Consider the following 22,522-nt stretch of genomic DNA (forward strand, 5'->3'; position numbering starts at 1 on the left):
CAGGCAGGGATTAAGGCTTGGCGACAAGCGTTGGCGCGACGCGATGCTTCGTCGCCTGCTCGTAATCGTAGGCCATGCCGAGCAAGTCGGCTTCGCTCCACATTTTGCCGACAAAGGCGATGGAGAACGGAGAACCGCTCTTATAATATCCAGCCGGCACCGTGATGAGAGGAACGCCTGCGATGTTGATCTCGGGAACGGTAGTGTCAGCGATTTTGTCCTCGCTGTGAAGCAGCGGCGTTTCCTTATACATTTGAGGGAATACAAGTGCGTCCAGCTTGTGTTGATCCATCACGTCGTTAAAAATATGGAGATATTTCGTTCGGATTTCCGTGAATTTTGAGAGATCAGGGACGGCACCAGGATTTTTCAAGGCTTCCGGATACCTGGCGAGCGCCGATGGGGTCTCGCCCGTCTTCTCGATCAGCTCATCCACCGACTGAATGGCGGCATTCGGACCCAGACGCTTCAGATACTGCTCCATATCGTACACGATCGATTCAATGCCGATGGAGCCTGACGACTTGGCAAATTCGGCGAATTCCGTGTCGGCGAACGGATCGGTAACCACGATGGCTCCCTGGCTCTCCAGTTCCTTCACGGCTCGGTCATATAGTTTTTGGGTCTCCGCCGTCAGTTCTTCGCCAAGCCACCCCGGGCCATAGAGACCGATGCGTTTGTTCTTGAGGCCCAACGGATTCAGCTTGGAGGTGTAGCCTTTCTTGGGAATGTTGCCGATCGATGCAACGGTCTTGGCATCCTCGGCCGTGTAGCCTGAGATGACGTCCAGCATGACGGCGGCGTCGTGAACCGTTCGGGCATGTGGGCCGACAACGTCTCTGGTGCTTCCTGCGAGCGGGACGACCCCGGCATTTGGCACTAATCCGAAGGTTGGCTTGATGCCGACCAGCGCTTGCGCTGCCGCCGGATTCTGGATCGATCCGCCGGTTTCTTCGGCAATGCCGAGCACGGCAAAGTTGCCTGATATGGACATCGCCGTGCCGGAGCTGCTGGCGCCCGGGACCAGCTTCCGATCAATGGCGTTATAGGTGTCGCCAGCCCAGCTGGAGCTGGCGCGCGTACCGTCGGAGCTGAATGCCGGGATATTGGTCTTGCCCAGTATAATGGCGCCGGCCGCCTTCAAGCGGGCAACGACGGGGGCGTCCTTCTCCGGGATCAGCTCGATTCCGCCGAGCTCCTTGCTGAGCGGGGCCCAGCCGAAGGTGGACGGGAAGCCGGCGACGTCGACGGCTTCCTTGATGACAATCGGCACACCTGCAAGGGGGCCGAGCTTCTCGCCCGCCGCCCGGCGCCGGTCAACCTCGCGGGCTTCCTGAAGCGCGCCGGCATTCATCATGGTGAACGCATTGTAATTGGATTCGTAGATGCCGATCCGGTCGAGGTATGCCTTCACAACCTCTTCGGTCTTGAACGTTCCCTCCGTGTAACCCTTCTCAAGCTCTTTCAATGTAATTTCCTCATAGGCAAACCGTTCAGCTGCCGCAGCGGTTATGCTGTTCATGGCCAATCCAAGCAGGAGCGCCATGGACAACACGCGTTTGAACATCTTGGTTTGTTTTTTCATCATTCATCATTTCCCCCATTCGTCGTTTTCTCGCATCTCCCATGCGGTTTTAGAGGCTATCAAGGAACTGAACCGCGTGAATGTAAGTGTTTATAACATAAATATGACAAATTACAAGTGGTTTAGAACATTTCACCTCCTGATTCATAACATATTAATGACAAGATGGTGTTGAATTCTTTGTTAATTAGTAAAGTTAATGGTTTTTTTTGAAGGTGTCAATCGTTTTATGAGATTTTTATAAAATATTATGTTAGATAATCTTACACAAAATAGAACCCGTGTTCATGACAACCTGCTTGCTTAGGCTGTCTAGTCACGGGTTCTTGAAGGTTCCGTCCAGCTTCGGGGGAAACGGACGTGGATTAGGTTGCGCTGCCCTCCGCTTGAGAGAGCTGCAGCTGCTTGCGATAGATGAATCTGGAGATCGAAACGCTGATTTCGTACAGCAGGAACAGCGGGACGATCACGATCAGATCGGACATGATATCCGGCGGCGTGATGGTGACAGCCACGATGCAAAGCAGGAAGTAGGCTGATTTGCGCATCTTGGCCAGCCGATGCGGATTCACGATGCCGAGCTTCGTCAGAAAAACGACGATGGCGGGCATTTCGAACAGGAATCCGAACGGTACGGTCATATGGATCATGAACGTGAAGTATTTTTGCGCGGTATACATCGTTTGGAATGTTCCTTCGGCCATACGCTGCATGAACTGCAGCACCATCGGGAACAGCACGAAGTATCCAAAACAGATGCCAGCAATGAATAATACGCTGATTACGGGAATGAGCAGCACAGCCGAGCGTTGATTCCCATCAGGCAGCGCCGGCTGCACAAACCGCCATATTTGATAAGCGGCAATGGGAAGTGTGACGGTGACGGCCACAACGCCCGCAATGATCATATACACCCACATTACTTCGGAGGGACCGAGCAGAACGAGCTGCTTGTCCATGCCTCGTACCAGCCAGTGGTAGATCTTCTCGACGTAGATGAAGGCGGCCACCATCGCGACGAGAAACGCAAGCAGGGTGCGGATCAGGCGCTTCCGCATTTCTTCCAGATGCTCGATCGCGCTCTGGTCGTTCGGATTAGCTGTGCTGCTTATTGACCGCTGCAGCAGTTTGCGGAGCATCGTCTTTTTTCCCATTCTCGTCGTCTCCGTTCATCAAGCCGCGGGTTGCGCCCTTAAATTCGCTTAAGGTCCGCCCGAAAGCGCGACCGAGCTCGGGAAGCTTGGAGGGACCGAATATGATGAGTGCGATAATCAAAATAAGAATTAAACCACCGATTCCGATATTGCCAAACGGCATGATCCTCGCTCCTTTCGATTGGTATTATTCCAGTTTGAAGCCGCTAATCGCCACGACGGCGCAGCGCGCCATGTTTTCGCCGGAGCGGTGAGGCCATGTGCTGGTTGGTTTACTGATGTCCTCCGTATTCTCGCCCGGGTGTTGAACGGACAGGAAGAGCGTCTGCTCGTCGGGTGTGAAGAAAGGACCTGTCAGCTCGGATTCCACCGGGCCGGAGGCGAATTGCAGTGCGACCCCTTGATCCGGTCCGCTGGTTGGAATCACAAACAGTCCGTTGTTCATAAAGGATTTGTGAACGCCTTTGTTCTGGCTGCTGCTGGAGATGTCCGTTACGACCCACAGATCGCCGTTCGAGTCGAACGCGAGGTTGTCCGGCGAGCTGAATCCGGATTGGCGTCCGCCTGCAGCAAAGATCTCAAAGTCGAACTCCATGGCGGCCAGATCGTTGCCCGCTTCAAAGATACGCGTGATATGACCGTGGATGTTGCCGTGATTGTCGTTGTTCGTATGGCAGACAAACACGGTGTTATCAAACGGCGAAATTTCGATGTCCTCCGGACGGTCCGTTGGTGTTCCGCCGACAAGACGTGCAGCTTCCTGACAGTAAGTGACCACATCGCCTTGGGATTTGAATTTTGCTTGGGCCTCTTTATCCTCTGCGGCGGCCTTGGCTACGGCTTCCAAGGTGACCGGCATCCATTTGCCCGACTTCAGGTTGGCGACATACAGGGTTCCGTCTTCCAGAAGCGCGGAGTTGGCGCGGCCTTTGCTCTTGTCATATTTGTTCTTGCTGATGAATTTATAGACGCAGGCATCCTTCTTATCGTCGCCCATATAGACAACGATCCGGCCGTCTGCGGCAAGACCCATGGCGGTGTTTTCATGATTGAATCTGCCGAGAGCGGTGTGCTTTTTCAAGAAGGATTTATCGAACGGATCGACCTCAACGACCCAGCCGTAATGCGTATCCGGCAGGTTAGAGACCGCTGCGGTGTCCTCGAAATTCTCTTCACAAGACAAGACCGTGTTCCAAAGCGTCACGCCGCCGGAGCAGTTGGCAAACGTGCCGGTAGCCGTCGTTGCGCCTTTCAAGGCAGGGATGCCTTTGGCCGGGCCGGTGATATCGAATTTGCTGAAGCCGTTGATGCGGCGGGCATGGGTGGACGTGGTGTCCATTTTCCATACGCCCTTCTCGTCACGGTATACCTCGATGACCGACATGCCTTGGTAATACAGGTTTTTATGGATTTGATCCGCCGTCATCTTCCCGTCCTTCACAGGTCCGATCGAGAAGATGGTGGAGTATTCATGATTGTTGACCAAGAGGCCGCGGACATTGGAACCCTTAATCGGGAAAAACGCGTTGTAATCGCAGCCGGAGCCGAATTTTTCGCCAGCCGGATTGATCACGTCATCGAAAGCCGCAATGACATCATATTTAAAATTTTTAGGCAGGACGAGCTGGTCTGCTTTGGTTGGTTCGATTGGCTCGAAGTAGCCGCTGACCCGATTCGTTTTGAATCCGAACAGATGATTTGCGGTTCCGGACATGGCGGAAGCTTTCCCTTCCAGTACACCTAAGCCTGCGGAAGCGGCTGCCAATGCGGTTGCGCCCGTACCCAGATAAGACAGAAACGTTTTGCGGTCCATCGTTTTACTCAAGCTTATCCACCCCTAATGTATAAGTTGCCATCAGGACAAGTTTATAGGGGAAGTGTTAAGGGAATATCATCGGTAAATGGTGGAATTGTAAAAATAAAGTCATCTTGGTGTGATACACGGTTCTAATTTTAATAACTTGGCTAACTGCCAGGTGATGGTGCCAAAATGAACAGATTCAGTTTGGGCTTTAGGGTGAATTGATTGGATTGTATTGATGGATTGTGTGGATCGATCGACGGATGGATGGATTGTGTGAACCGTCCGACCGTCCGACGGTCCGATTTGTAACGATTAACCTACTGTGTCGTACGGATAGAATGAATCGAAGGACGCGAATGGATTGATGGACGTATTGTATCGATAGGGCGAGGTTTGTTTGTCCGCGGAATACCAGGCGCTGCTTGAGCGTGTTGACTGTTGTAATGATTTGAGGACAGGGGTTCCGCTATTACGTCTCGATTGGTGGGTTTGGTGTTTAATGAGGACATCAGATCCGTTATTACATAGAATAGGGCTGTTAATCGTGGTATTTATAGTAGATAGCGGATTCTGAGTCCGGAAGTCCGGGGAAAGTTGCTGTTTTTTCGAAATAACGGATCTATTGTCCATTGGTTTGTTTATTCGTCTCTTGGATATCTGCAAGAACTGCAGGAACTGCAAGAACCGCAAGAATTGCAAGAACTGCAAGAACTGTTACATGCTCCCGGCAGAACTGCAATACAAGCGGAGTTTATAGGTACGGGCTTGTGTTGGACTGGTGCAACGTTTTGAGGACGGAGGATCCAAACTAAGTGCGGGTCCAATATATAATAATAAGGGGACTCCCCTTTCAGTATAAAGAACCATATAGACTGATTAATCAGCCTATATGGTTCTTTATTATGTTTAATTAAGGTTATACCGCTGACGCATCTGGTCAGCCATAAAGCGGATATCCTCGTCCCCAGGCATCGTAAACCTGGAAGCTGCTTCGGCCATATCCTTGCCTGCTTGCCATCCTCGAATGACTTTTTTGACGGCTGCCGTAAATTGACGTACCGCTTCGAAGCCGCTGCCGATGTTGGTCAGCTCCTCGAGGCTGGCCGTGCTGTCGGCCTCTACCAGAGGGTACTGCTTGGGATCGGCTCCCTCAGCAGCGATATCATAGAAGGAACGAACCAGCCGGGCGCGCTCGCTGCCCGAACCCTCGGCAATGATGAAAGCCTGGATGATGAAGGCTTTCCGCTGCCGCCGCTGGGCAATGCCGCAAAATTTGAGGCCGCCGATGCTTAGATCAAACGTTCCGGGGCAGAAGGCGCCGGCAATCTCGCCGGTATCCACCCTTTGCCCGGTGTCCCGGAGGGCTTCCCGGATGAGCTCCACCATGATCTCGAAGTCTTGATGAAAATCTGGCGCCGGTCCGGCGGAGGAAAAGGGGAGGATGAGGGACAGGTTCACCACGCCGGCGTCCAAGGGTACCGCGGCACCGCCCGAATGGCGCACGGCGGTATCATAGCCGAGGTAGCGAAGGTTGGCTTCCCCTTGCGGCGCCTTGGGCAGACGGCTGTCCCGCACGCCCAAGACAAAGGCGCGCGGATGCCGCCACAGATGGCAGATGGCGGGCCCGCCTTCTCCGGTCAGCCTGCATAATAGCTCGTCCAGCGCAAAATGATACAGCACGTCCTGATGCGATAAATTATCGGTCCGGTCGAGCAGCAGGACGGGTTGGTCTTCAGGTAGTATCAGCGGAATGTTCACGCTTGTTGCGCCTCCTTGAAATAGGGGTAGGGTAAAGTAAAGCCCGATCGAATCTTTTTCAATGAACAGCATACCACAAATTCATAATGAAGCGGCGAGCCTAGCCTGGCAGTGCGAGGGCTTCGCTCCTTGAGCTAGCATCCGGCAATCGGCGGCGTCAGCCTGACAGCTTAATAGCGCTTAACGAGGGTTCATTGTCAGTGAGCGAGGAACCCCCATTCGATATCGGAATTATAAACTTCGAAGCATGTTCTTCCTGATTTCGCAAGAAAGACATCAACTAAACGCGGCGGTCTTTCGGGAATGTACGTCGATCTCTGTCATCTGCGAATGTACGTTGGTCGACGTTTTTGTTTAGATTTCAGAAAGTATAAACTTCGAAGCATGCTCTTCCTGATATCGCAAGAAAGACATCGACTAAACGCGGCCGTCTTCTGCGAATGTACGTCGATCAACGTTTTTGTTTAGATATCAGAAGGTATAACTTCGAAGCATGTTCTTCCTGATATCGCAAGAAAAACTTCCTCTAACTGCGGTCTGTCATCTGCGAATGTACGTCGATCAACGTTTTTGTTATAATCCGAGTAAGCTTATTGTCTTTGTGAGTCATATGGTTTAGCGGAGAATGACTTCACTTCATATATAAAAGGAGAAGATCAACATCATGGAGATTTATAATAGTGTAGTTGATATGATCGGTCGGACGCCAATGGTGAAACTTCGGCGGCTAGTCCCGGAAGGATCAGCAGACGTTTATGTAAAGCTTGAGAGATTCAATCCTTCCGGCAGCGTGAAGGACCGCGCGGCCTACAATCTGATTCATACCGCGGAGGAGCAGGGTCTGCTCCAACCTGGGGGCACCCTTATCGAGCCGACGAGCGGGAATACCGGCATCGGTCTGGCGATGATTGCGGCCGCCAAGGGCTATCGGGCCATCCTGATTATGCCGGATAACATGTCCAAGGAACGGATTAACATCCTGAAGGCCTACGGTGCGGAGGTCGTGCTGACACCGAGCAGCGAACGCATGCCGGGCTCCATTGCCAAAGCGCTTGAGCTCAGGGAGCAGATTCCCGGAAGCTTCATTCCGCAGCAGTTCGAGAATGCGGCCAACCCGGACATACACAGGGTGACGACAGCGCCGGAAATATTGGAGCAGATGGAAGGGCGGCTGGACGCCTTTGTGGCAACGGCGGGAACGGGCGGCACCGTAACCGGAACCGGGGAAGAGCTGAGGAAGTCTCTGCCGGACCTGCATATCGCGGTGGTCGAGCCGAAGGGCTCGCCCGTGCTCTCCGGCGGACAGCCGGGACCTCACAAGCTGGTGGGCACGAGCCCCGGTTTTGTACCGAAGATTCTGAATACGGGCGTTTATGACGAGATTATCCAGATCGCCGACGAGGATGCACTACAGACCGCCCGGCATTTGGCCCGCAAGGAAGGAATACTGGTAGGACCGTCCTCCGGCGCATCGGTATTCGCGGCCCTTCGCGTGGCGAAGCGGCTGGGGGAAGGGAAACGGGTTGTCTGCATTGCCCCGGACACGGGAGAGCGGTATTTGAGCATGGATATTTTCTAAGAGAAGAGGACCTCCGGTTAACCGGAGGTCCTTTCTTGCTGTTCTATGGCGGGCATCCGCTGCTTAAGCTCCTGCATGAGTTGTTCATGGCTCTTCACGACGACCACTTTGCCGGGATAATCCGCAAGCGTGTCCTGAATCTGATACCTACCCTCCCGCTGATAGGCGGCACTCCATTCGAACATTTTTTTGAACATATCCCAACTGGGGGTATAGTGCGCTTCTTCAAGTCGCAGTCGCTGCTTGATGAACCTTGTGATGATCCGGTAGGTTATTGTGGAGTAGGACGGGTTCAGAAAAACGATAAGATCCGCATGGTGGAAGCTGGGGCTGACCCATTTCAGATGAGCGCCCTCGATGATCCAGCCATTCGTGTTCACGATACTTAACAATAGCGCATCGCGATCCGCCTCACACCTTCTAATATCGTCTGGCTCGGCCCGCTCCCATACGACATTGTCGAGCTCGTAATAAGGGAGATTAAACTGGGCGGACAGCTTCCGGGCAAGCGTTGTTTTGCCGCTGCCGACAGAGCCGATAATATGGATCCGGTTCGGGATCTTAGTGTCCATAAGAGATCACCGCATTCATGAGAAATGGTAGCTAATCACTTCGGTACCGGAGCGGAGATGTCCTTGTTTCGTTAGTCGTAAAATTATAGTGCTTCCTGCGGCGTATCACAAAGCTGCTTGAAGAATGCCGCGATTTGCTCGGCAATGGGGCGAGCCAAGTCCATGGGATGAACTGCCTGCCATAGGAACGGGCTTGGATTAGGATCATCGCCCCTCCATCGACCAATCAAGTGTTTGCCTTGGTTGGTCTTTTTTTATAGAGCCGAATCATTCCAACAGGAATAAACGATTCCGTAACGAAATGATTGTAACCTATTATTTTTTTGTAAATGTTGACGTCTTTGTCGATTAGGGGATTCTCTATTCGTTGATTAAGCATAGAACGAAAATTTTAAGTTTAGTCTCGATAACCAGGAGGGAATAAGAATGAGATTTATGATGATTGTAAAGGCAACCGAGGATTCCGAGGCAGGCGTGCTGCCAAGCGCAGAGCAGCTGGATGCCATGATGAGGTACAACATGGAGCTGGCCAGAGCGGGCGTGCTGCTTGCTGCCGATGGGCTCCATCCAAGCTCGGGCGCCATCCGGATATCTTATCCGGAGCCGGGGGGCAAGCCGAAAATTACCGATGGCCCCTTTACGGAAGCGAAGGAACTGATCGCGGGGTATACCTTGATCGAAGTAAAGACGAGGGAAGAGGCGATCGAGTGGGCTAAACGCATGCCGGATCCACACGGCTTCGGTGCAGGCCAGATTGAGCTTCGCCAGGTGTTTGAACCGACTGACTTAACGCAGGACCCTGAAGCACAGGCCAAACAATACGAAATGCGAGAACACATTCAAAGGCAGAATCCGTAATGTCAGCGGCAGATACCCATCGTACGATCGAGGCCATCTGGAGAATCGAATCCTCTAAAATCATTGCCTACCTGACTCGAATGGTCCGTGACGTCGGGATCGCCGAGGATCTTGCTCAGGATACGCTTATCACTGCGCTGGAACGCTGGCCGATAGACGGAATACCGGACAATCCCGGTGGATGGCTCATGACCGCTGCGAAGCGCAAAGCACTGGATCTGCTGCGCCGGAATAAAGTGCGCGATCAGAAGTATGAGCTGTTGGGACGCGAAATGGATTCCCGGATGGAATCGGATATTCAGGTACCGGAGCCGGGGGAAGTGAGCGATGATCTCCTGCGGTTGATCTTCATGACCTGTCATCCGGTTCTTTCCCCTGAAGCCCGCGTGGCCCTGACGCTGCGTCTGCTCGGCGGTTTAACGACAGCGGAGATTGCCCACGCTTATCTTGTGCCTGAACCGACGATCGCGCAGCGAATCGTTCGTGCCAAACGGACGCTGTCCGCGACCCGGGTGGCATTCGAGATTCCTCAGGGAGCCGAGCTTAAACCGCGATTGTCATCGGTCCTTGAGGTCATCTACCTCATGTTTAATGAGGGGTATGCAGCGTCATCGGGCAGCCAGTGGATTCGTCCGCTGCTGTGTCAGGAAGCGCTTCGTATCGGGCGGGTGCTGGCAGAGATCGCGCCGACGGAAGCCGAGGTGCATGGACTGGTTGCGTTAATGGAATTTCAATCCTCCCGATTCAAGTCCCGGGTCAACGCGGAGGGGGAGCCTGTCCTGCTCATGGATCAAAATCGGGCCTTGTGGGATTATTTATTGATTCGACGCGGTTTTGCCGCTCTGGATCGGATCGAGCGGTTGGGCGGAATGACGGGTCCTTATGCCATACAGGCTGCCATCTCCGCATGTCATGCCGGAGCGCCCAGTGCCGCAGAGACCGACTGGATTCGAATTTCCGCACTGTATGAGGCATTGGCCCAGGTTTCTCCTTCGCCCATCGTGGAGTTGAACCGGGCCGTGGCCCTCTCCATGGCTTTCGGTCCGGAGATCGGGCTTGAGATCGTGGATGTTTTACGTGGCGAGCCCGCCTTGAAGGGATACCATCTCCTCCCGAGCGTAAGGGGAGACCTGCTCTTTAAGGTGGGGCGCCTGGACGAAGCCTGCGCGGAGTTCAAGCTGGCCGCATCGCTGACGGATAACCTGAGGGAACGTTCTCTGCTGCTTGACCGTGCGGCAGAATGCCTGTCAGCGGAGTGTTAAGACAAGCTGGAGAAAATTTTTTAAAAATTTTTTCGGAAAAATATGAAGATGTGTCGATTACATAAAATCTCGTTCGTCATTTAGATATAAACCAAAAAAATAAACCGAGAGGAAGATGAACATGCAAGCACAAATGGTACCTTTTATTATTTCGGAGGATGCAAGAGGTCAGGCTGATTTCTACATGCAAGCGCTGGGTGGAGAGATCGGTTTGTTGACTACCTTCAAGGACATGCCGGGCATACCGGAAGCCCATCAGGATAAGGTTATGCATATGTCATTAACGCTGGCTGACGGCAATAAGCTAATCCTCACCGACGCTTTTCAGGAAACCGGCAAGCGCACGAGCATGGGTCTGGCCATCACGTTTGATAACGAGGAAGAAGCCCGCGCCGCCTATCGCCATCTTAGCGATGGGGGTACCGAGAAATATCCGTTTGCCCTGCAGCCTTGGGGAGCCTACTACGGTGAAGTGGTGGACCGGTACGGCATGACCTGGCAGATGGTTCATCAGGGCTGAGCTGAAAAATACCATACTATGATACAGAAGGAGTCCATAAGATGAATCAAGAAGTAACGGATTACATTGCAGCCATCAGTGATACCTGGAAGGTGGAGGTCAGCAAGCAGCTTCGGGAGCTCGTGCACGGCACGATCCCGGATGTTTCGGAACGGCTTCAATATAAAAAGCCCCATTTTCTGAAGAATGGAAAATATGCGGCGGTGATCAGCGTCGCGAAGAGCGCCGTGAGCTTTACGATTTTCAATGCGGATGGCCTGGATTGGCCTGAAGCGTTGTTTGAAGGACCGCCTGAACGAAAGACCATCAAAATATCATCCGGGCAGCAGGTCGATTATGATGCGCTTGGATCTCTGCTGAAGCAGGCATCCGAAGGACTGTAAATCATATGGAATAGGGAAGCGCGGATAACCGGTGTTCGAAGCGTTCCTGATAGAATAGCCGCGATCCTATGAGGATCGCGGTATGTTTCATTTTACTTCTTGGTGCCGTGCTGCTTGGTCGGCAGCTTGTCGCTTGGCGTTCCTTTGCCGTGATTTTCTTTGTTGCGACGGGCCTTCTCCGCATTCTCGTTCATTTTTTCCACAAAATCGTGCGTGCTTTCCATAGGACGTAAGCTCCTTTTGCTCAGAATGTATGGCTTTGCCTGATCGTGCTTAATATAACCATTTCGGCGTGATCATATTTGGTGACTTTGGAACGGATACGGATGGTGAGATTTTCGTTTGGAGGGATGAAAGGATGTCCAGTAAGCTCGCGTTCATCATGATGGTAGCAATTATCGTTGTTCTGGGTATGGCCGGCTGCAGCCGATTCGACGAGGATGCGGAGTCTGCAGACCAAAGCCTGTACTCCGTCATGACACTGATGAAGCTGGATGCAGCGAAGGTGAGGGCCATTCATGTGGTTTACGGGGATGGCACACGAATGGTGCTGGATCAGGAACAGGACATAGAACCGGTTATGAAGCGAGTGGACAGTCTTCAAGCCAAGCGGATCACAGGGAAGGAGAAACCGGGGTTTCTGTTCTTTATGGACGTCGTGCAAGGTGAGCAGGAGGTTCGCGTGGCAAACGAGTTTGAGGTGGATGGACAATCGTATGTACTGACGGGTCCCGAGTTGAACGATCTGAACAGCTACATGGTCGAGCTGGGTCGCTCCCACAACCCTGAATTGCTGCCGGGTTACACGATAAACGATCAGGAGCCTTGAGGTAGGTCTCTTTGGTATCACAGGGATCGTGAACGAACGGAGAAGGCGTGTGACATATCACGGCAAAAAAATACCCTGCCACAGGCAAACGCCCGGGCAGGGTATTTATGATGGGGACCCCGTATAATGGTATGACGATCTCGGAACTAGGTTCTTTTTCATACCGGGTACGTCGATAGACGTTTTTATATATTACTTCTTATGACTGATTAACAACTCATATTTGTTCAAGGATGCGCCCAAAATATTCTCGTTGCGGCCCTGACCGTGGGATTGCCGGAACGATTCGCTGGAAGTCCAGCGTTTAAACGCCTCCTCGTCTTCCCATACCGTAGAGACCTTCAGTTCCTCAGCCTCTGCGCCTTCTTTGGCTTCGTGCCATACTTCCATCCGCACGAATCCCTCAATCTCCTGTACGCCCTTCGCTTCAGCGAATCGCTGCGCAATTTCTTGTCCGAAGCCCGGTTTAATCTTAATCGAGTTGGTAACAACCAGCATGCTTGATTCCTCCTTCGGTGATGACCGGATAAATTCCGGAAATGTTCAGCCCCTTGCAGATATGTCCATTATACATGAACGAGCGTCCTGATTTCATCTTGGGAGGAACCGTGCTTCATGCCGAAAGCTATGGAATTCTCAGGTCGCCGGAGGACCTTCCGCCGGAAACTCTGCCGCTGGTACGGCGGCAGCCGGCACTACCGCTTTGGGTTTCGCCCTGCCGCTCCATGACCAATAGGTGCCGATGCGCAGCAGCCGTTCAACGGGTCCGCTGCGGAACCGTTTCAACCAGAGCAGGCTGCCCGTTGCCAGTACAGCATAGATCAGGACGGCCAGCACCGCTCCTTGCAGCACGCCGAGCTTGCCGAACATACCCAGCCCGAATCCGTAGAATATCAGTACGCACACAACGCTTTGCGTCAGATAGTTCGTTAATGACATTCGCCCAACCGCTTCAAACGCCCGGATGATGACCGATTGTTTAGATGAGAAGGCATATAGGGAAGCGAACAGATGTATATAGCCCAGCGCGAGCAGAGGTCCGCCAAGCATCGTAAAGATGCCGCTCCAGCCGTTGGTGGAACCGAGCATAACCCCTGCGGTCTTTAGTCCAAGCCCGACCGGTATGAGCAGAGACCATCTTAGATACAGCTTGATCTCCATGGAGGGATGGAGGAAGCGCCCGCGTTTGGCGGCGACCATACCAAACAGGAACATTGGCGCGCTCATCAGCGGAGCAATCAGAATGACCAGCAGCATCAACCAGTCCGGAAGGTCGATGGGCATTTCCTCAGTTGAACGAAAGTTCAGAATCTCGCTGTACGTGCCATTGCCGTACACCTCAATAGACTGCTTCACATAATTCTCCATACGCTCGGCTTCACCTGCCGTAGGCTCCATGGAGCCATATCCGAGGAGGGACATCAGCACCAGTAAGAGGATCCCCCAGATCAGGATTGTTTTGGCCTTCCGTTTCACAAACAGCACCAGGAAGAGTCCGATCGCTCCGTAAAACAGCAGAATATCGCCTTCCCAGATGAAGGTCGAATGGAGCAAACCGAGAACGATCAGCAGCACGGACCTGCGGAAAAAGCTGCGTCCGTATTTGAGCCCTTTGCCGATCAGGCTTTCCCGCATCTTGATCATGCTGTAACCAAACAGGAACGTGAAGATCGGCATGAAGCTGCCCTCTACGAATACTTTCAGCATGTCATGGCTAATCAGATCCAGCGTGGATGGCTGGAAGAAATGCAGCTCGTCTTTGCCGAACATGCCGTATTGAAAAATAAGCATATTGGCCATCAGGATGCCGAGCAAGCTCAAGCCGCGAATCGCATCCACGGCCGTGGAACGTTTATTTGAATTCATGTCAATCACCTCTGACACCAAGTATAAAGCTCGAAATGAAATAACTCGGAAACGGCAACCTAACTTTTTCTTAACTCTTCCCGCATTTGTTTAACTCCTGTTAAGGTTGTTGTGCTAGCATAAATGTCGGGTGAGGATAAAATGGATGAAACACGAATTTTAATTGTAGATGACGAACCTTCCATTGTGAAAATGCTGCAGATGGTGCTGCGCAAGGAAGGCTTTAACCGCATATATACGGCTTCCAGTTGTAAGGAGGCGCTTCGCGAAATCGCTGCACATGGAGCGGATATCGTGCTGCTCGATGTCATGCTGCCGGACGGCACGGGATTTGATCTCTGTCCGCAGATCCGTTCCTATGGCAGTCCGCACATCCTGTTTCTGACGGCCAAAGCGTCGGATCTGGATGTGCTGACCGGTTTTGCGATGGGCGGGGACGATTATGTCACCAAGCCCTTTAATCCGCTGGAGATTGCCGCAAGGATCAAGGCGCGTCTGCGTCGTGGCGGCATCGGGGCCACCGTGTCGGCCGAGCCGCCGGTGATACAGCGCGCATGGGATTTCGGCCGGTTTAAGGTCGATGAATCCGCCGGGGAGCTAACGGTGCTGGGAGAGCCTGTGCCTTGTCCGGCGCAGGTCTTTCAGCTGCTGCTTTATTTTTGCAAGCATCCGGGGGTCGTATTCTCCAAGTCGCAGCTGTACGAAGCCGTGTGGGGCATTGACGGCATGGGCGAGGACAACACCGTCATGGTACATATCCGCCGCATCCGTGAACGCATCGAGGAGGATCCGAGCAACCCGCAATACTTGCTGACGGTCCGGGGGCTCGGCTACAAGCTGGTTAAGGAGAAAGCCCGATGAGACTGCGCAGAAGGCTGGCCTTTCATTTTACGTACCAATTGATTGCGTTCTCGGCGTTTATGTTTTGCTTCCTGATCGTGCTCTTATTCTTCCTGATCAAACATATCAGCGAGGATGAGATCAAACGGAACTTTCCGACAGGTGTCCTGAACAGCATCGTGACCGAGACGGTGACGGAGAATGGGGAGGTCCTGCTGCAAGAACAGTGGAAGCTCCTGCTTCAAGAGAAGGATATGTGGCTGCAAGTGGTGGATATGGACGGAAACGTGATTCTTTCCACCAATACGGCTCTGGATGTTCCGTCGGAGTACTCGGTAAGCACCTTGCTTCAGATCAAGGAGGAGCGCCGTCTCGGCGAGTATACGATGGATTGGCAGATGGATTTGACCTATGAAGAACCGCTGCTGTATCTGATCGGACGTATTGATGAGGGTTCGGACCATCTTCGGGAATGGTATGCCCATTATCAGAACGGCGGCAGGGTGAGGCCGGAGGATGAAGCGGAGCTCGAACGCGAATTAGCCGGTCTAGGCGGTTATTTGCATGTCATTGACCGGGAGGGCCGCGTTGTCCAAGCGATTGGAACCGATTCAGACAATAAGGTAAGCTACCACCCGCTGGAGATCATCACGATGCAGGAGCAGCCGGGCACGTATTCCACGCATATCGCGGTCTATCGCGATGCGGCCAGCGGCAACACCTGGGTATATCATACGCCGCAGGACGAGGCGCTGGAGAAAAGGCCGATGATGAACGAACTGATCCGCGTGGCGTTATGGACGATGGTTTGCGTGCTTGTGTTGTCACTTGGGGTCGCCATATGGCATGGATATCGATACAGCCGGCCGCTGCTGCTGTTTACCGGGTGGTTTGAGCGGATGGGCAGCGGAGCTTACGAGGAAGTGCTGACGCCGAAGGACCGGAAGCGGGTATTCCGTAAGAACGGAAAGCTGCGCACGCGCTTCAAGTTGTACAAGGAAGTGATTCATTCTTTTTACAAGATGGCGGAGCAGCTTGCCGAAACCGAACGGGAACGGGAGCGGCTGGATCGTAACCGGGAAGAATGGATGTCCGGGATATCGCATGATTTGCGTACTCCGTTGTCCTCCATCCAGGGTTACGGCTATATGCTTGAGAATGCACCGCAGGATTGGAGTCAGGAGGAACTGCGGGAGATGGGAACGGTGATTCGGGAAAAAGGGGACTACATGCTGGAGCTGATCAATGATTTCTCGCTCGTCTTCCGTCTGAGAAGCGAGATCCGCCCCCAGGAGCTTACCCGGTTTGACCTGAATGAGCTGGTGCGCCGCTGCGTGCTCAAATACGTCAACGATGCCACGCTGGATGCGAATTTTAACTATATTGGCGGCGAAGGGGCGCTGCTCGTCGACGGCAATGCCAAGTGGCTGCAGCGGTTGATGGATAACCTGATCACGAATGCCGTGAAGCATAATCCGGATGGGGTAAACGTTGAGGTCCGGGTGGAGAGACGCCCTGCCGGTGCGGCAATCGTGGTGGCGGATCAAGGCGTGGGGATGGACGAAGAGACCCGCTGCAATCTGTTCGAGCGTTACTATCGGGGAACGAATACCGAAGAGAGCATGGACGGCTCGGGACTCGGGATGAGCATCGCCAAGGCGATTGTCGAAGCGCACCGTGGCCGGGTAAATGTGTGGTCTGAAGTGGGTCGAGGGACGACCATCACCGTTCTATTGCCTGAGGCTGCCGCACAAGAAGGTGAAGGGGCTGCTCAACGCGATAAAGGTTGACGTTCTTCCTGGATTTGGATTGTCATGAGCGGAATGATCTCAAAAAATCCTTCAAGATTCCTATCCTGCTGCCGGCCCGGTTGCGCTATAATGGCTAAACAACGATAACATTAGGTCCGGAGGATATTATGGGTTCAACTTCGTTTCGGCAATTGACTGGCAACGCGCGGGGCTGTCTCGTCTATGAGCCGCTGTTTCTTATCCCTTACAGCATGTTCACGACGTACACCTCCATCTACATGTACCAACTTGGGGTAACCGAGACGGGTATCGGCTGGATTACCTCCATCGGTTTGCTTGTACAGGTGCTTTCTTCGTTTCTCAGCGGGTATTTAACAGACCGTTTAGGCAGAAAAAAGGCGCTGCTCTACTTCGACGTACTAAGCTGGACCGTAGCAACGCTGCTCTGGGCGGTCTCGCAGAACTTCTGGTTTTTTGTGATCGCGGCCGTCATCAACGGCTTTCAGAAGGTGCCGCATACCGCCTTTTACTGTTTGTTGGTGGAGGACACCGCACCGAAGGAGCGAACCTATGTCTTTACGCTGCTGCAGCTGATTAGCGTCGTAGGCGGCTTGTTTGCACCGATCGGCGGGCTGCTGGTGTATCATTTCACGCTGGTGCCCGGAGTGCGCATCATGTTCGTGCTGGCTTGTATCCTGATGACGATCCAGTTCATTGGGCGTCACTATGCGACAAGGGAGACGGATATCGGATACCGCAAGATGAAAGAAACGAAGGCGATGAGCCTGCGGGAAGGGATGACCGACTATGCTTTGGTGATGAAGAGCATGCTCGGAAATCCGCTGCTGCTGATGATCTTCGGCGTTTATATTTTGTTTAATTTTCAGATGACGGTGAAGACAACCTACGTCTCCATCTTCATGGTGGAATATCTGCATTTGGGCAGCGGCCTGATCTCGGTCTTTCCGGCATTCTCCTCCGTCATTATGCTGATATTCATGCGGTGGATCATGCCCCGGATCGGGGAGCAGCATGTACACCGGACGATGGTATGGGGATTTGTTATATCGGTATTGTCCAATGTCATACTGGTGTTTGCGCCGCAAGGAGATCTGCTGGTGCTGAGTCTGAGCACCGTCATTGCCGCAATCGGCACGATGATGACGTATCCGTATCTGGAAACGGCGGTGGCCAATGCCATCGACGATGAGAACCGCGCCAAAATATTCGCCCTGCTCCAGGTGCTCATTCTTATTGTCATTTCGCCTTCCGGCATCATTGGGGGCTGGGCATATGGCATCGACCCGAGAATTCCGTTCTTGCTTGTTGCCGGCGCATTTGTGATCAGCATCCCGCTTATGCTGCTGTATGGCAAAAAGGTAAAGGCAGCAGCTCCGATCGAAGCCGGAGTTTAGCTTCTGCATGGAGATTAAACCCATGGCAAAGGCTAACAAAGGTGGAGCGCGCCTTAAGCTGCGGGAGGCGTAAGAATAGGAATGGAAGAGGCACTCCAAGTAAGGGGGAGCCTCTTTTTTTGCGTTGGTGATTGCAATTTGGTTAGCGTTCACTTATGATATGAGCATGAAAAAGAAACCCCATTACGATAGCAAGAAGAAGGATATTTTGCAGGCTGCCATGAAGCTCTTCGCCGAGAAGGGCGTGGACGGCGTATCGGTGAAGGAGATCGGCGCCGCGGCGGGTGTAACGGATGCGGCGATCTATAAGCATTTTACGAATAAGGATGCCGTGGCTGCGGAAGCGTTCGAGGAATACTGCAGCAGCTATACGCGTCTGGTGGATGATTATGCGTCCCGGCCCGGCTTATTTGCAGAGAGGCTGTCGGCACTCGTCGTCCGGGTACTGGCGTCGTATGACGAGGATAAATACGGCTTGCTGCTCTTGTCCCAGCATCACGAGCTGTTTACGGAGGTGCTCAAGAGCAGGGGACGCCAGCCGCTTGACGCTTTGCATGATCTGCTTGAGCAGGCGGTGGTGCAGCGGGATATTCCGCCGCAGAATACGCGTTTAACCGCCGTGTTGATTATCGGTGCCTTCAGCCAGCTGGCGATCTCAACGATGCAAGGGGAGCTGGAGGAACCTTTGTCGCTGCTGGCACCTGAAGTGACGGCGCATCTATTGGCATTAACAGGTTTGGGAAAAGGTCCGGCGTGACCTTTTCTTTTTGCCATCAGGTTAGTGATCGTTAACCAAATTACGAGGGGGAAGAAATATATGAAAAAGGTTTTAATTATTCAAGGCAATCCGATTGAGAACAGCTATGGCAGTCAACTGGCAGAGGTCTATGCGAGGGGGGCGGCCGAATCCGGGGCGGAGGTGCGTGAGCTCGTGCTTGCGGAGATGGAGTTCGACCTGAATCTGTCCGGCGGCTATAAGGGTAAACAACCGCTCGAACCCGATCTGCAAAAAGCGCAAGAACTGATCGCTTGGGCGGATCACCTGGTGTTTGTGTATCCGAATTGGTGGGGCGGCATGCCGGCGCTGCTCAAAGGGTTCATCGACCGGGTTTTTCTGCCGGGCTTTGCGTTTAAGTACCGCCGGAACTCGCCTTTGCCGGAGCAGCTGCTCAAAGGGAAAACGGCCCGTCTGATCGTCACGATGGATTCGCCTTACGTTTACTACCGTTTCTACCTCGGCCAGCCGGGGCATCAGATGATGAAGCATTCCATTCTGAAGTTCTGCGGCGTAGGCACGGTCCGTTCCACGAACATTACCCAGCTTCGCAAAATGCCCGAGGCCGCAAGAAAGCAATGGCTCGAGCGTGTGCAAGGAATGGGACGGAAACTGGCGTGATTGGACAGTGCCGGCGATGTACAGTTCCTTCCAATGGCTTGACTTCTCGGGCAGGAGGATTATAATTCATACAACAAATGAAATGACCAAAGAATCGAAGGGTAATGTTGTTCAAAATCAAATCTTGATGTATATGCCGGGGAATAGGGCCCAGGCGTTTCTACCAGGTTACCGTAAATGACTTGACTACATGAAGGTTGAGAATCCCACCACCCCGCCCAGCTTCGCATAATGATGGAGGCCGGGCTGGAAGATCACCTTGATTGGAATCCGGCAGGTTTTAACGGCTGAGGTGATGTGCAGACTGATAGCATACATTGCTGATGCACAGGGCTTCTCTTCCTCTATGGATATAGTACAGGCACCCCGGGCAGATACGCTGCCCGGGGTGTTTGGCGTGTTATAGAGCGGATCGATTTTGTATTTTTACCGGTTCATTATAAGAAAAACGTCTATCGACGCACTTTCACAGATGACAGACCGCGATTAGATGAAGTTTTTATTGCGATATCAGGAAGTTACAAGCATCGAAGTTTATACGTTCTGATATCTAAAAGAAAAACGTCTATCGACGCACTTTCACAGATGACAGACCGCGATTAGATGAAGTTTTTATTGCGATATCAGGAAGTTACAGGCTTCGAAGTTTATACGTTCTGATATCTAAAAGAAAAACGTCTATCGACGCACTTTCACAGATGACAGACCGCGATTAGATGAAGTTTTTATTGCGATATCAGGAAGTTACAAGCTTCGAAGTTTATACGTTCTGATATCTATAAGAAAAACGTCTATCGACGCACTTTCACAGATGACAGACCGCGATTAGATGAAGTTTTTATTGCGATATCAGGAAGTTACAGGCTTCGAAGTTTATACGTTCTGATATCTATAAGAAAAACGTCTATCGACGCACTTTCACAGATGACAGACCGCGATTAGATGAAGTTTTTATTGCGATATCAGGAAGTTACGAGCTTCGAAGTTTATACGTTCTGATATCTAAAAAAAGGGGAGCGTGCATTCATCATGAGTTCAATTAAAAGACAGAAACGATACGAGGTCAGCCGGCAGCTGGGGAAGGTTGCGTTAGGACAAGAGCCAGCCGATCTGGTTATCAAAAACGGCACGCTGGTCAATGTGTTTACGGGTGAGCTTCAGGAACGGGTAGACGTGGCGATGGCGTACGGGCGCATCGCTTATATCGGCAACGCCGATCATACGATCGGGAAAGGGACGCAGGTGATCGAAGCGAATGGCCGGTTTATCTCGCCTGGTCTGCTCGACGGTCATATGCATGTGGAGAGCACGATGCTCACCGTGACCGAGTTTGCCAAGGCGGCTATCGTTAGCGGAACGACCGGGGTTTATATGGATCCCCATGAGATCGCCAACGTATTCGGCATGGAGGGCGTGCGCTGGATGCACGAGGAAGGGCAGCAGCTGCCGATGAAGGTGTTCACCACCATTCCTTCCTGCGTACCGGCGACGTTTGATCTGGAGGATGCCGGTGCGCAGCTGGGCGTAGCCGACATCGAGGAAGGGCTGACCTGGCCTGGCGTCGCCGGGCTTGGCGAAGTGATGAACTTCCCGGGCGTCGTGTACGGCGATCCGACCATGAGCGGGGAGATTGAAGCTACGCTGCGTGCAGGCAAGACCGTAACAGGGCATTTTCCGGCCGAGGATGACCGGATGCTGCAGGCATATATGGCAACCGGCGTAAGCTCCGACCATGAGACGGTAACGAGAGAACAGGCCCTGGAGAAGGTCCGTCTCGGCATGCACCTGATGATCCGCGAGGGTTCGGCTTGGCAGGATGTAAAGGAAGTTGTTAAGGTCATAACGGAAGATAAGGTGCGAACAGACAATATTTCTCTGGTTACGGATGATGTGTATCCACAGACGCTGCTGAGGCTCGGTCACATGAACCATGTGGTCCGCCGCGCTATAGAAGAGGGCGTGGACCCGGTTACGGCGATCCAGCTGGGAACGATCAACGTGGCTCGTTATTTCGGCATGGACATGGAGCTGGGCAGCATTTCACCTGGCAAAACGGCGGATATTTTGCTGATTGATGATCTGTTGAGCATGGTACCTTCAGTCGTGATCACGGATGGCGAAGTGGTTGCAGAGAACGGCCGGCTCGTGAAGGAGTTCCCGGTATATCAATACCCGGAAAAAGCCTTTCAATCGGTTCGGCTGCAGCGTTCGCTTACCGCTGATGACTTTCTGCAGCGCAGCAAGTTCGATGCGACGCGTACGGAAGTGAATGTGGTGCGCGTCATCGAGAACAGTGCCCGTACCGCTAAAATGACCGCGGTGCTCTCTGTGGAGCAAGGCGTCATCCAGCCGGACCTGAATCAAGATGTGGTTCAGCTGGCATGCATCGAGCGCCACAGCGCAACCGGGCAAATCTCGCTCGGTTTTGCGAACGGCTTCGGACTCAAGACCGGCGCGGTTGCTTCCACGGTTGCGCACGACAGCCACAATCTGCTCGTGATGGGCACGAATGCCGAGGATATGGCACTCGCGGCGAATGAGCTGGCGGCGTGCGGAGGCGGCATGATCGTGGTACGGGACGGCAAGGTGCTGGCGAAGGTGGCGATGCCGATTGCTGGTTTGCTGGCGGACCGTCCGGTTGAGATCGTAGCGGAGGAAGTCGCTGCCTTGGAGGAAGCTTGGAAGGAGCTTGGATGCTACATCCATGCACCGTTCATGACCTTCTCGCTCATTGCGCTGCCGGTGATTCCGGAAATCCGCATTACCAACCGCGGGATCGCGGACGTAACGGAATTCAAGCTCATCGAGACCGAGATTGGCCCGGTTCAATAAGGTTGCAGACATACCGAAGCAGGTTGGCCTGATGGCGAACCTGCTTTTTTGTATCGTAAATACAACGTTTTGACCGCCGGCAGAGGCAGCGAGCCGTTTCCATTTTTTCGATGCTCAG

At 52.9% G+C, this 22,522-nt stretch carries 23 protein-coding genes and 1 riboswitch; of the genes, 12 read left to right on the forward strand and 11 right to left on the reverse strand.

The window, feature by feature from the left end:
- Window positions 1-10: 10 nt before the first annotated feature.
- From OHJ21_RS29570 to OHJ21_RS29590, 5 genes are all read right to left on the reverse strand, one after another.
- A complete protein-coding gene (locus OHJ21_RS29570; RefSeq protein ID WP_326111054.1) occupies window positions 11-1,588 on the reverse strand; it encodes an amidase in 1,578 nt (525 codons plus the stop codon).
- Window positions 1,589-1,950: 362 nt separating this feature from the next.
- Complete coding sequence (tatC, locus tag OHJ21_RS29575) at window positions 1,951-2,724, reverse strand: twin-arginine translocase subunit TatC (RefSeq protein WP_486022068.1); 774 nt, start codon at window positions 2,722-2,724, stop codon at window positions 1,951-1,953.
- Window positions 2,681-2,902 carry a twin-arginine translocase TatA/TatE family subunit gene (gene tatA, locus OHJ21_RS29580; protein ID WP_096775768.1) on the reverse strand — a complete coding sequence of 74 codons (222 nt, stop codon included), beginning with the start codon at window positions 2,900-2,902 and terminating at the stop codon, window positions 2,681-2,683. The genes tatC and tatA overlap by 44 nt, the downstream gene beginning before the upstream one ends.
- 24 nt (window positions 2,903-2,926) lie before the next feature.
- A complete protein-coding gene (locus OHJ21_RS29585) occupies window positions 2,927-4,552 on the reverse strand; it encodes a PhoX family protein (RefSeq protein WP_486022069.1) in 1,626 nt (541 codons plus the stop codon).
- Between the two features lie 897 nt (window positions 4,553-5,449).
- On the reverse strand, window positions 5,450-6,301 hold the full coding sequence (locus tag OHJ21_RS29590) for a lipoate--protein ligase family protein (RefSeq protein ID WP_486022071.1): 852 nt from the start codon (window positions 6,299-6,301) through the stop codon (window positions 5,450-5,452).
- A 664-nt stretch (window positions 6,302-6,965) separates the two neighbouring features.
- Between OHJ21_RS29590 and cysK the strand changes: the two genes are divergently transcribed.
- Window positions 6,966-7,880 (forward strand): cysteine synthase A, encoded by a 915-nt coding sequence (gene cysK / locus OHJ21_RS29595; RefSeq protein ID WP_100541064.1) that lies wholly within the window; start codon window positions 6,966-6,968, stop codon window positions 7,878-7,880.
- 17 nt (window positions 7,881-7,897) lie between these two features.
- Here cysK and OHJ21_RS29600 read toward each other — a convergent pair whose 3' ends face one another.
- Both OHJ21_RS29600 and OHJ21_RS29605 read right to left on the reverse strand, forming a co-directional pair.
- Window positions 7,898-8,452 carry a P-loop NTPase family protein gene (locus OHJ21_RS29600; RefSeq protein ID WP_100541063.1) on the reverse strand — a complete coding sequence of 185 codons (555 nt, stop codon included), beginning with the start codon at window positions 8,450-8,452 and terminating at the stop codon, window positions 7,898-7,900.
- A gap of 83 nt (window positions 8,453-8,535) precedes the next feature.
- On the reverse strand, window positions 8,536-8,682 hold the full coding sequence (locus OHJ21_RS29605) for a hypothetical protein (RefSeq protein WP_165789778.1): 147 nt from the start codon (window positions 8,680-8,682) through the stop codon (window positions 8,536-8,538).
- Between the two features lie 196 nt (window positions 8,683-8,878).
- On the opposite strand from OHJ21_RS29605, the gene OHJ21_RS29610 reads away from it, so the two are divergent.
- From OHJ21_RS29610 to OHJ21_RS29625, 4 genes are all read left to right on the forward strand, one after another.
- Entirely contained in the window at window positions 8,879-9,310 is a 432-nt protein-coding gene (locus OHJ21_RS29610; protein ID WP_100541062.1) for a YciI family protein, read from the forward strand.
- A complete protein-coding gene (locus OHJ21_RS29615) occupies window positions 9,310-10,572 on the forward strand; it encodes an RNA polymerase sigma factor (RefSeq protein WP_326118681.1) in 1,263 nt (420 codons plus the stop codon). The genes OHJ21_RS29610 and OHJ21_RS29615 overlap by 1 nt, the downstream gene beginning before the upstream one ends.
- Before the next feature lie 121 nt (window positions 10,573-10,693).
- A complete protein-coding gene (locus OHJ21_RS29620; protein ID WP_100541060.1) occupies window positions 10,694-11,092 on the forward strand; it encodes a VOC family protein in 399 nt (132 codons plus the stop codon).
- A 41-nt stretch (window positions 11,093-11,133) separates the two neighbouring features.
- Window positions 11,134-11,475: a DUF1801 domain-containing protein gene (locus OHJ21_RS29625; protein ID WP_326118683.1), complete on the forward strand. Its 342-nt coding sequence runs from the start codon at window positions 11,134-11,136 to the stop codon at window positions 11,473-11,475.
- Window positions 11,476-11,567: 92 nt separating this feature from the next.
- On the opposite strand, the gene OHJ21_RS29630 is transcribed toward OHJ21_RS29625, so the two are convergent.
- Window positions 11,568-11,699 carry a DUF4023 domain-containing protein gene (locus tag OHJ21_RS29630; protein ID WP_009590359.1) on the reverse strand — a complete coding sequence of 44 codons (132 nt, stop codon included), beginning with the start codon at window positions 11,697-11,699 and terminating at the stop codon, window positions 11,568-11,570.
- Window positions 11,700-11,833: 134 nt separating this feature from the next.
- On the opposite strand from OHJ21_RS29630, the gene OHJ21_RS29635 reads away from it, so the two are divergent.
- On the forward strand, window positions 11,834-12,304 hold the full coding sequence (locus OHJ21_RS29635; RefSeq protein WP_100541058.1) for a hypothetical protein: 471 nt from the start codon (window positions 11,834-11,836) through the stop codon (window positions 12,302-12,304).
- Window positions 12,305-12,496: 192 nt separating this feature from the next.
- On the opposite strand, the gene OHJ21_RS29640 is transcribed toward OHJ21_RS29635, so the two are convergent.
- Complete coding sequence (locus OHJ21_RS29640) at window positions 12,497-12,802, reverse strand: antibiotic biosynthesis monooxygenase (protein ID WP_100541057.1); 306 nt, start codon at window positions 12,800-12,802, stop codon at window positions 12,497-12,499.
- A 138-nt stretch (window positions 12,803-12,940) separates the two neighbouring features.
- Window positions 12,941-14,170, reverse strand: a complete 1,230-nt coding sequence (locus tag OHJ21_RS29645) for a DUF418 domain-containing protein (RefSeq protein WP_486021968.1) — start codon at window positions 14,168-14,170, stop codon at window positions 12,941-12,943.
- Window positions 14,171-14,311: 141 nt separating this feature from the next.
- Here OHJ21_RS29645 and OHJ21_RS29650 point away from each other — a divergent pair, with 141 nt between their 5' ends.
- The 5 genes from OHJ21_RS29650 to OHJ21_RS29670 all read left to right on the forward strand — a co-directional run bounded on the left by OHJ21_RS29650 (window position 14,312) and on the right by OHJ21_RS29670 (window position 19,572).
- Window positions 14,312-15,031 (forward strand): response regulator transcription factor, encoded by a 720-nt coding sequence (locus OHJ21_RS29650; RefSeq protein ID WP_486021970.1) that lies wholly within the window; start codon window positions 14,312-14,314, stop codon window positions 15,029-15,031.
- Entirely contained in the window at window positions 15,028-16,800 is a 1,773-nt protein-coding gene (locus OHJ21_RS29655) for a sensor histidine kinase (protein ID WP_486021972.1), read from the forward strand. The genes OHJ21_RS29650 and OHJ21_RS29655 overlap by 4 nt, the downstream gene beginning before the upstream one ends.
- Before the next feature lie 128 nt (window positions 16,801-16,928).
- Window positions 16,929-18,176, forward strand: a complete 1,248-nt coding sequence (locus tag OHJ21_RS29660; RefSeq protein WP_100541053.1) for an MFS transporter — start codon at window positions 16,929-16,931, stop codon at window positions 18,174-18,176.
- 166 nt (window positions 18,177-18,342) lie between these two features.
- Window positions 18,343-18,933: a TetR/AcrR family transcriptional regulator gene (locus tag OHJ21_RS29665; protein WP_486021974.1), complete on the forward strand. Its 591-nt coding sequence runs from the start codon at window positions 18,343-18,345 to the stop codon at window positions 18,931-18,933.
- A 60-nt stretch (window positions 18,934-18,993) separates the two neighbouring features.
- Entirely contained in the window at window positions 18,994-19,572 is a 579-nt protein-coding gene (locus OHJ21_RS29670; RefSeq protein ID WP_100541052.1) for an NAD(P)H-dependent oxidoreductase, read from the forward strand.
- Between the two features lie 107 nt (window positions 19,573-19,679).
- A riboswitch (purine riboswitch) is annotated at window positions 19,680-19,781 on the forward strand.
- On the opposite strand, the gene OHJ21_RS29675 is transcribed toward OHJ21_RS29670, so the two are convergent.
- The gene (locus OHJ21_RS29675; protein WP_486021976.1) at window positions 19,759-19,890 is read right to left on the reverse strand and encodes a hypothetical protein; all 132 of its coding nucleotides are present in this window, start codon (window positions 19,888-19,890) and stop codon (window positions 19,759-19,761) included. It overlaps the preceding riboswitch by 23 nt.
- A 711-nt stretch (window positions 19,891-20,601) precedes the next feature.
- Between OHJ21_RS29675 and ade the strand changes: the two genes are divergently transcribed.
- Window positions 20,602-22,404, forward strand: a complete 1,803-nt coding sequence (ade, locus tag OHJ21_RS29680; RefSeq protein ID WP_100541051.1) for an adenine deaminase — start codon at window positions 20,602-20,604, stop codon at window positions 22,402-22,404.
- Window positions 22,405-22,522 lie beyond the last annotated feature (118 nt).

This window comes from Virgibacillus sp. LDC1 (genome assembly GCF_025792345.1).
In the GTDB taxonomy this organism is placed as follows: domain Bacteria; phylum Bacillota; class Bacilli; order Paenibacillales; family Paenibacillaceae; genus Paenibacillus_AQ; species Paenibacillus_AQ lautus.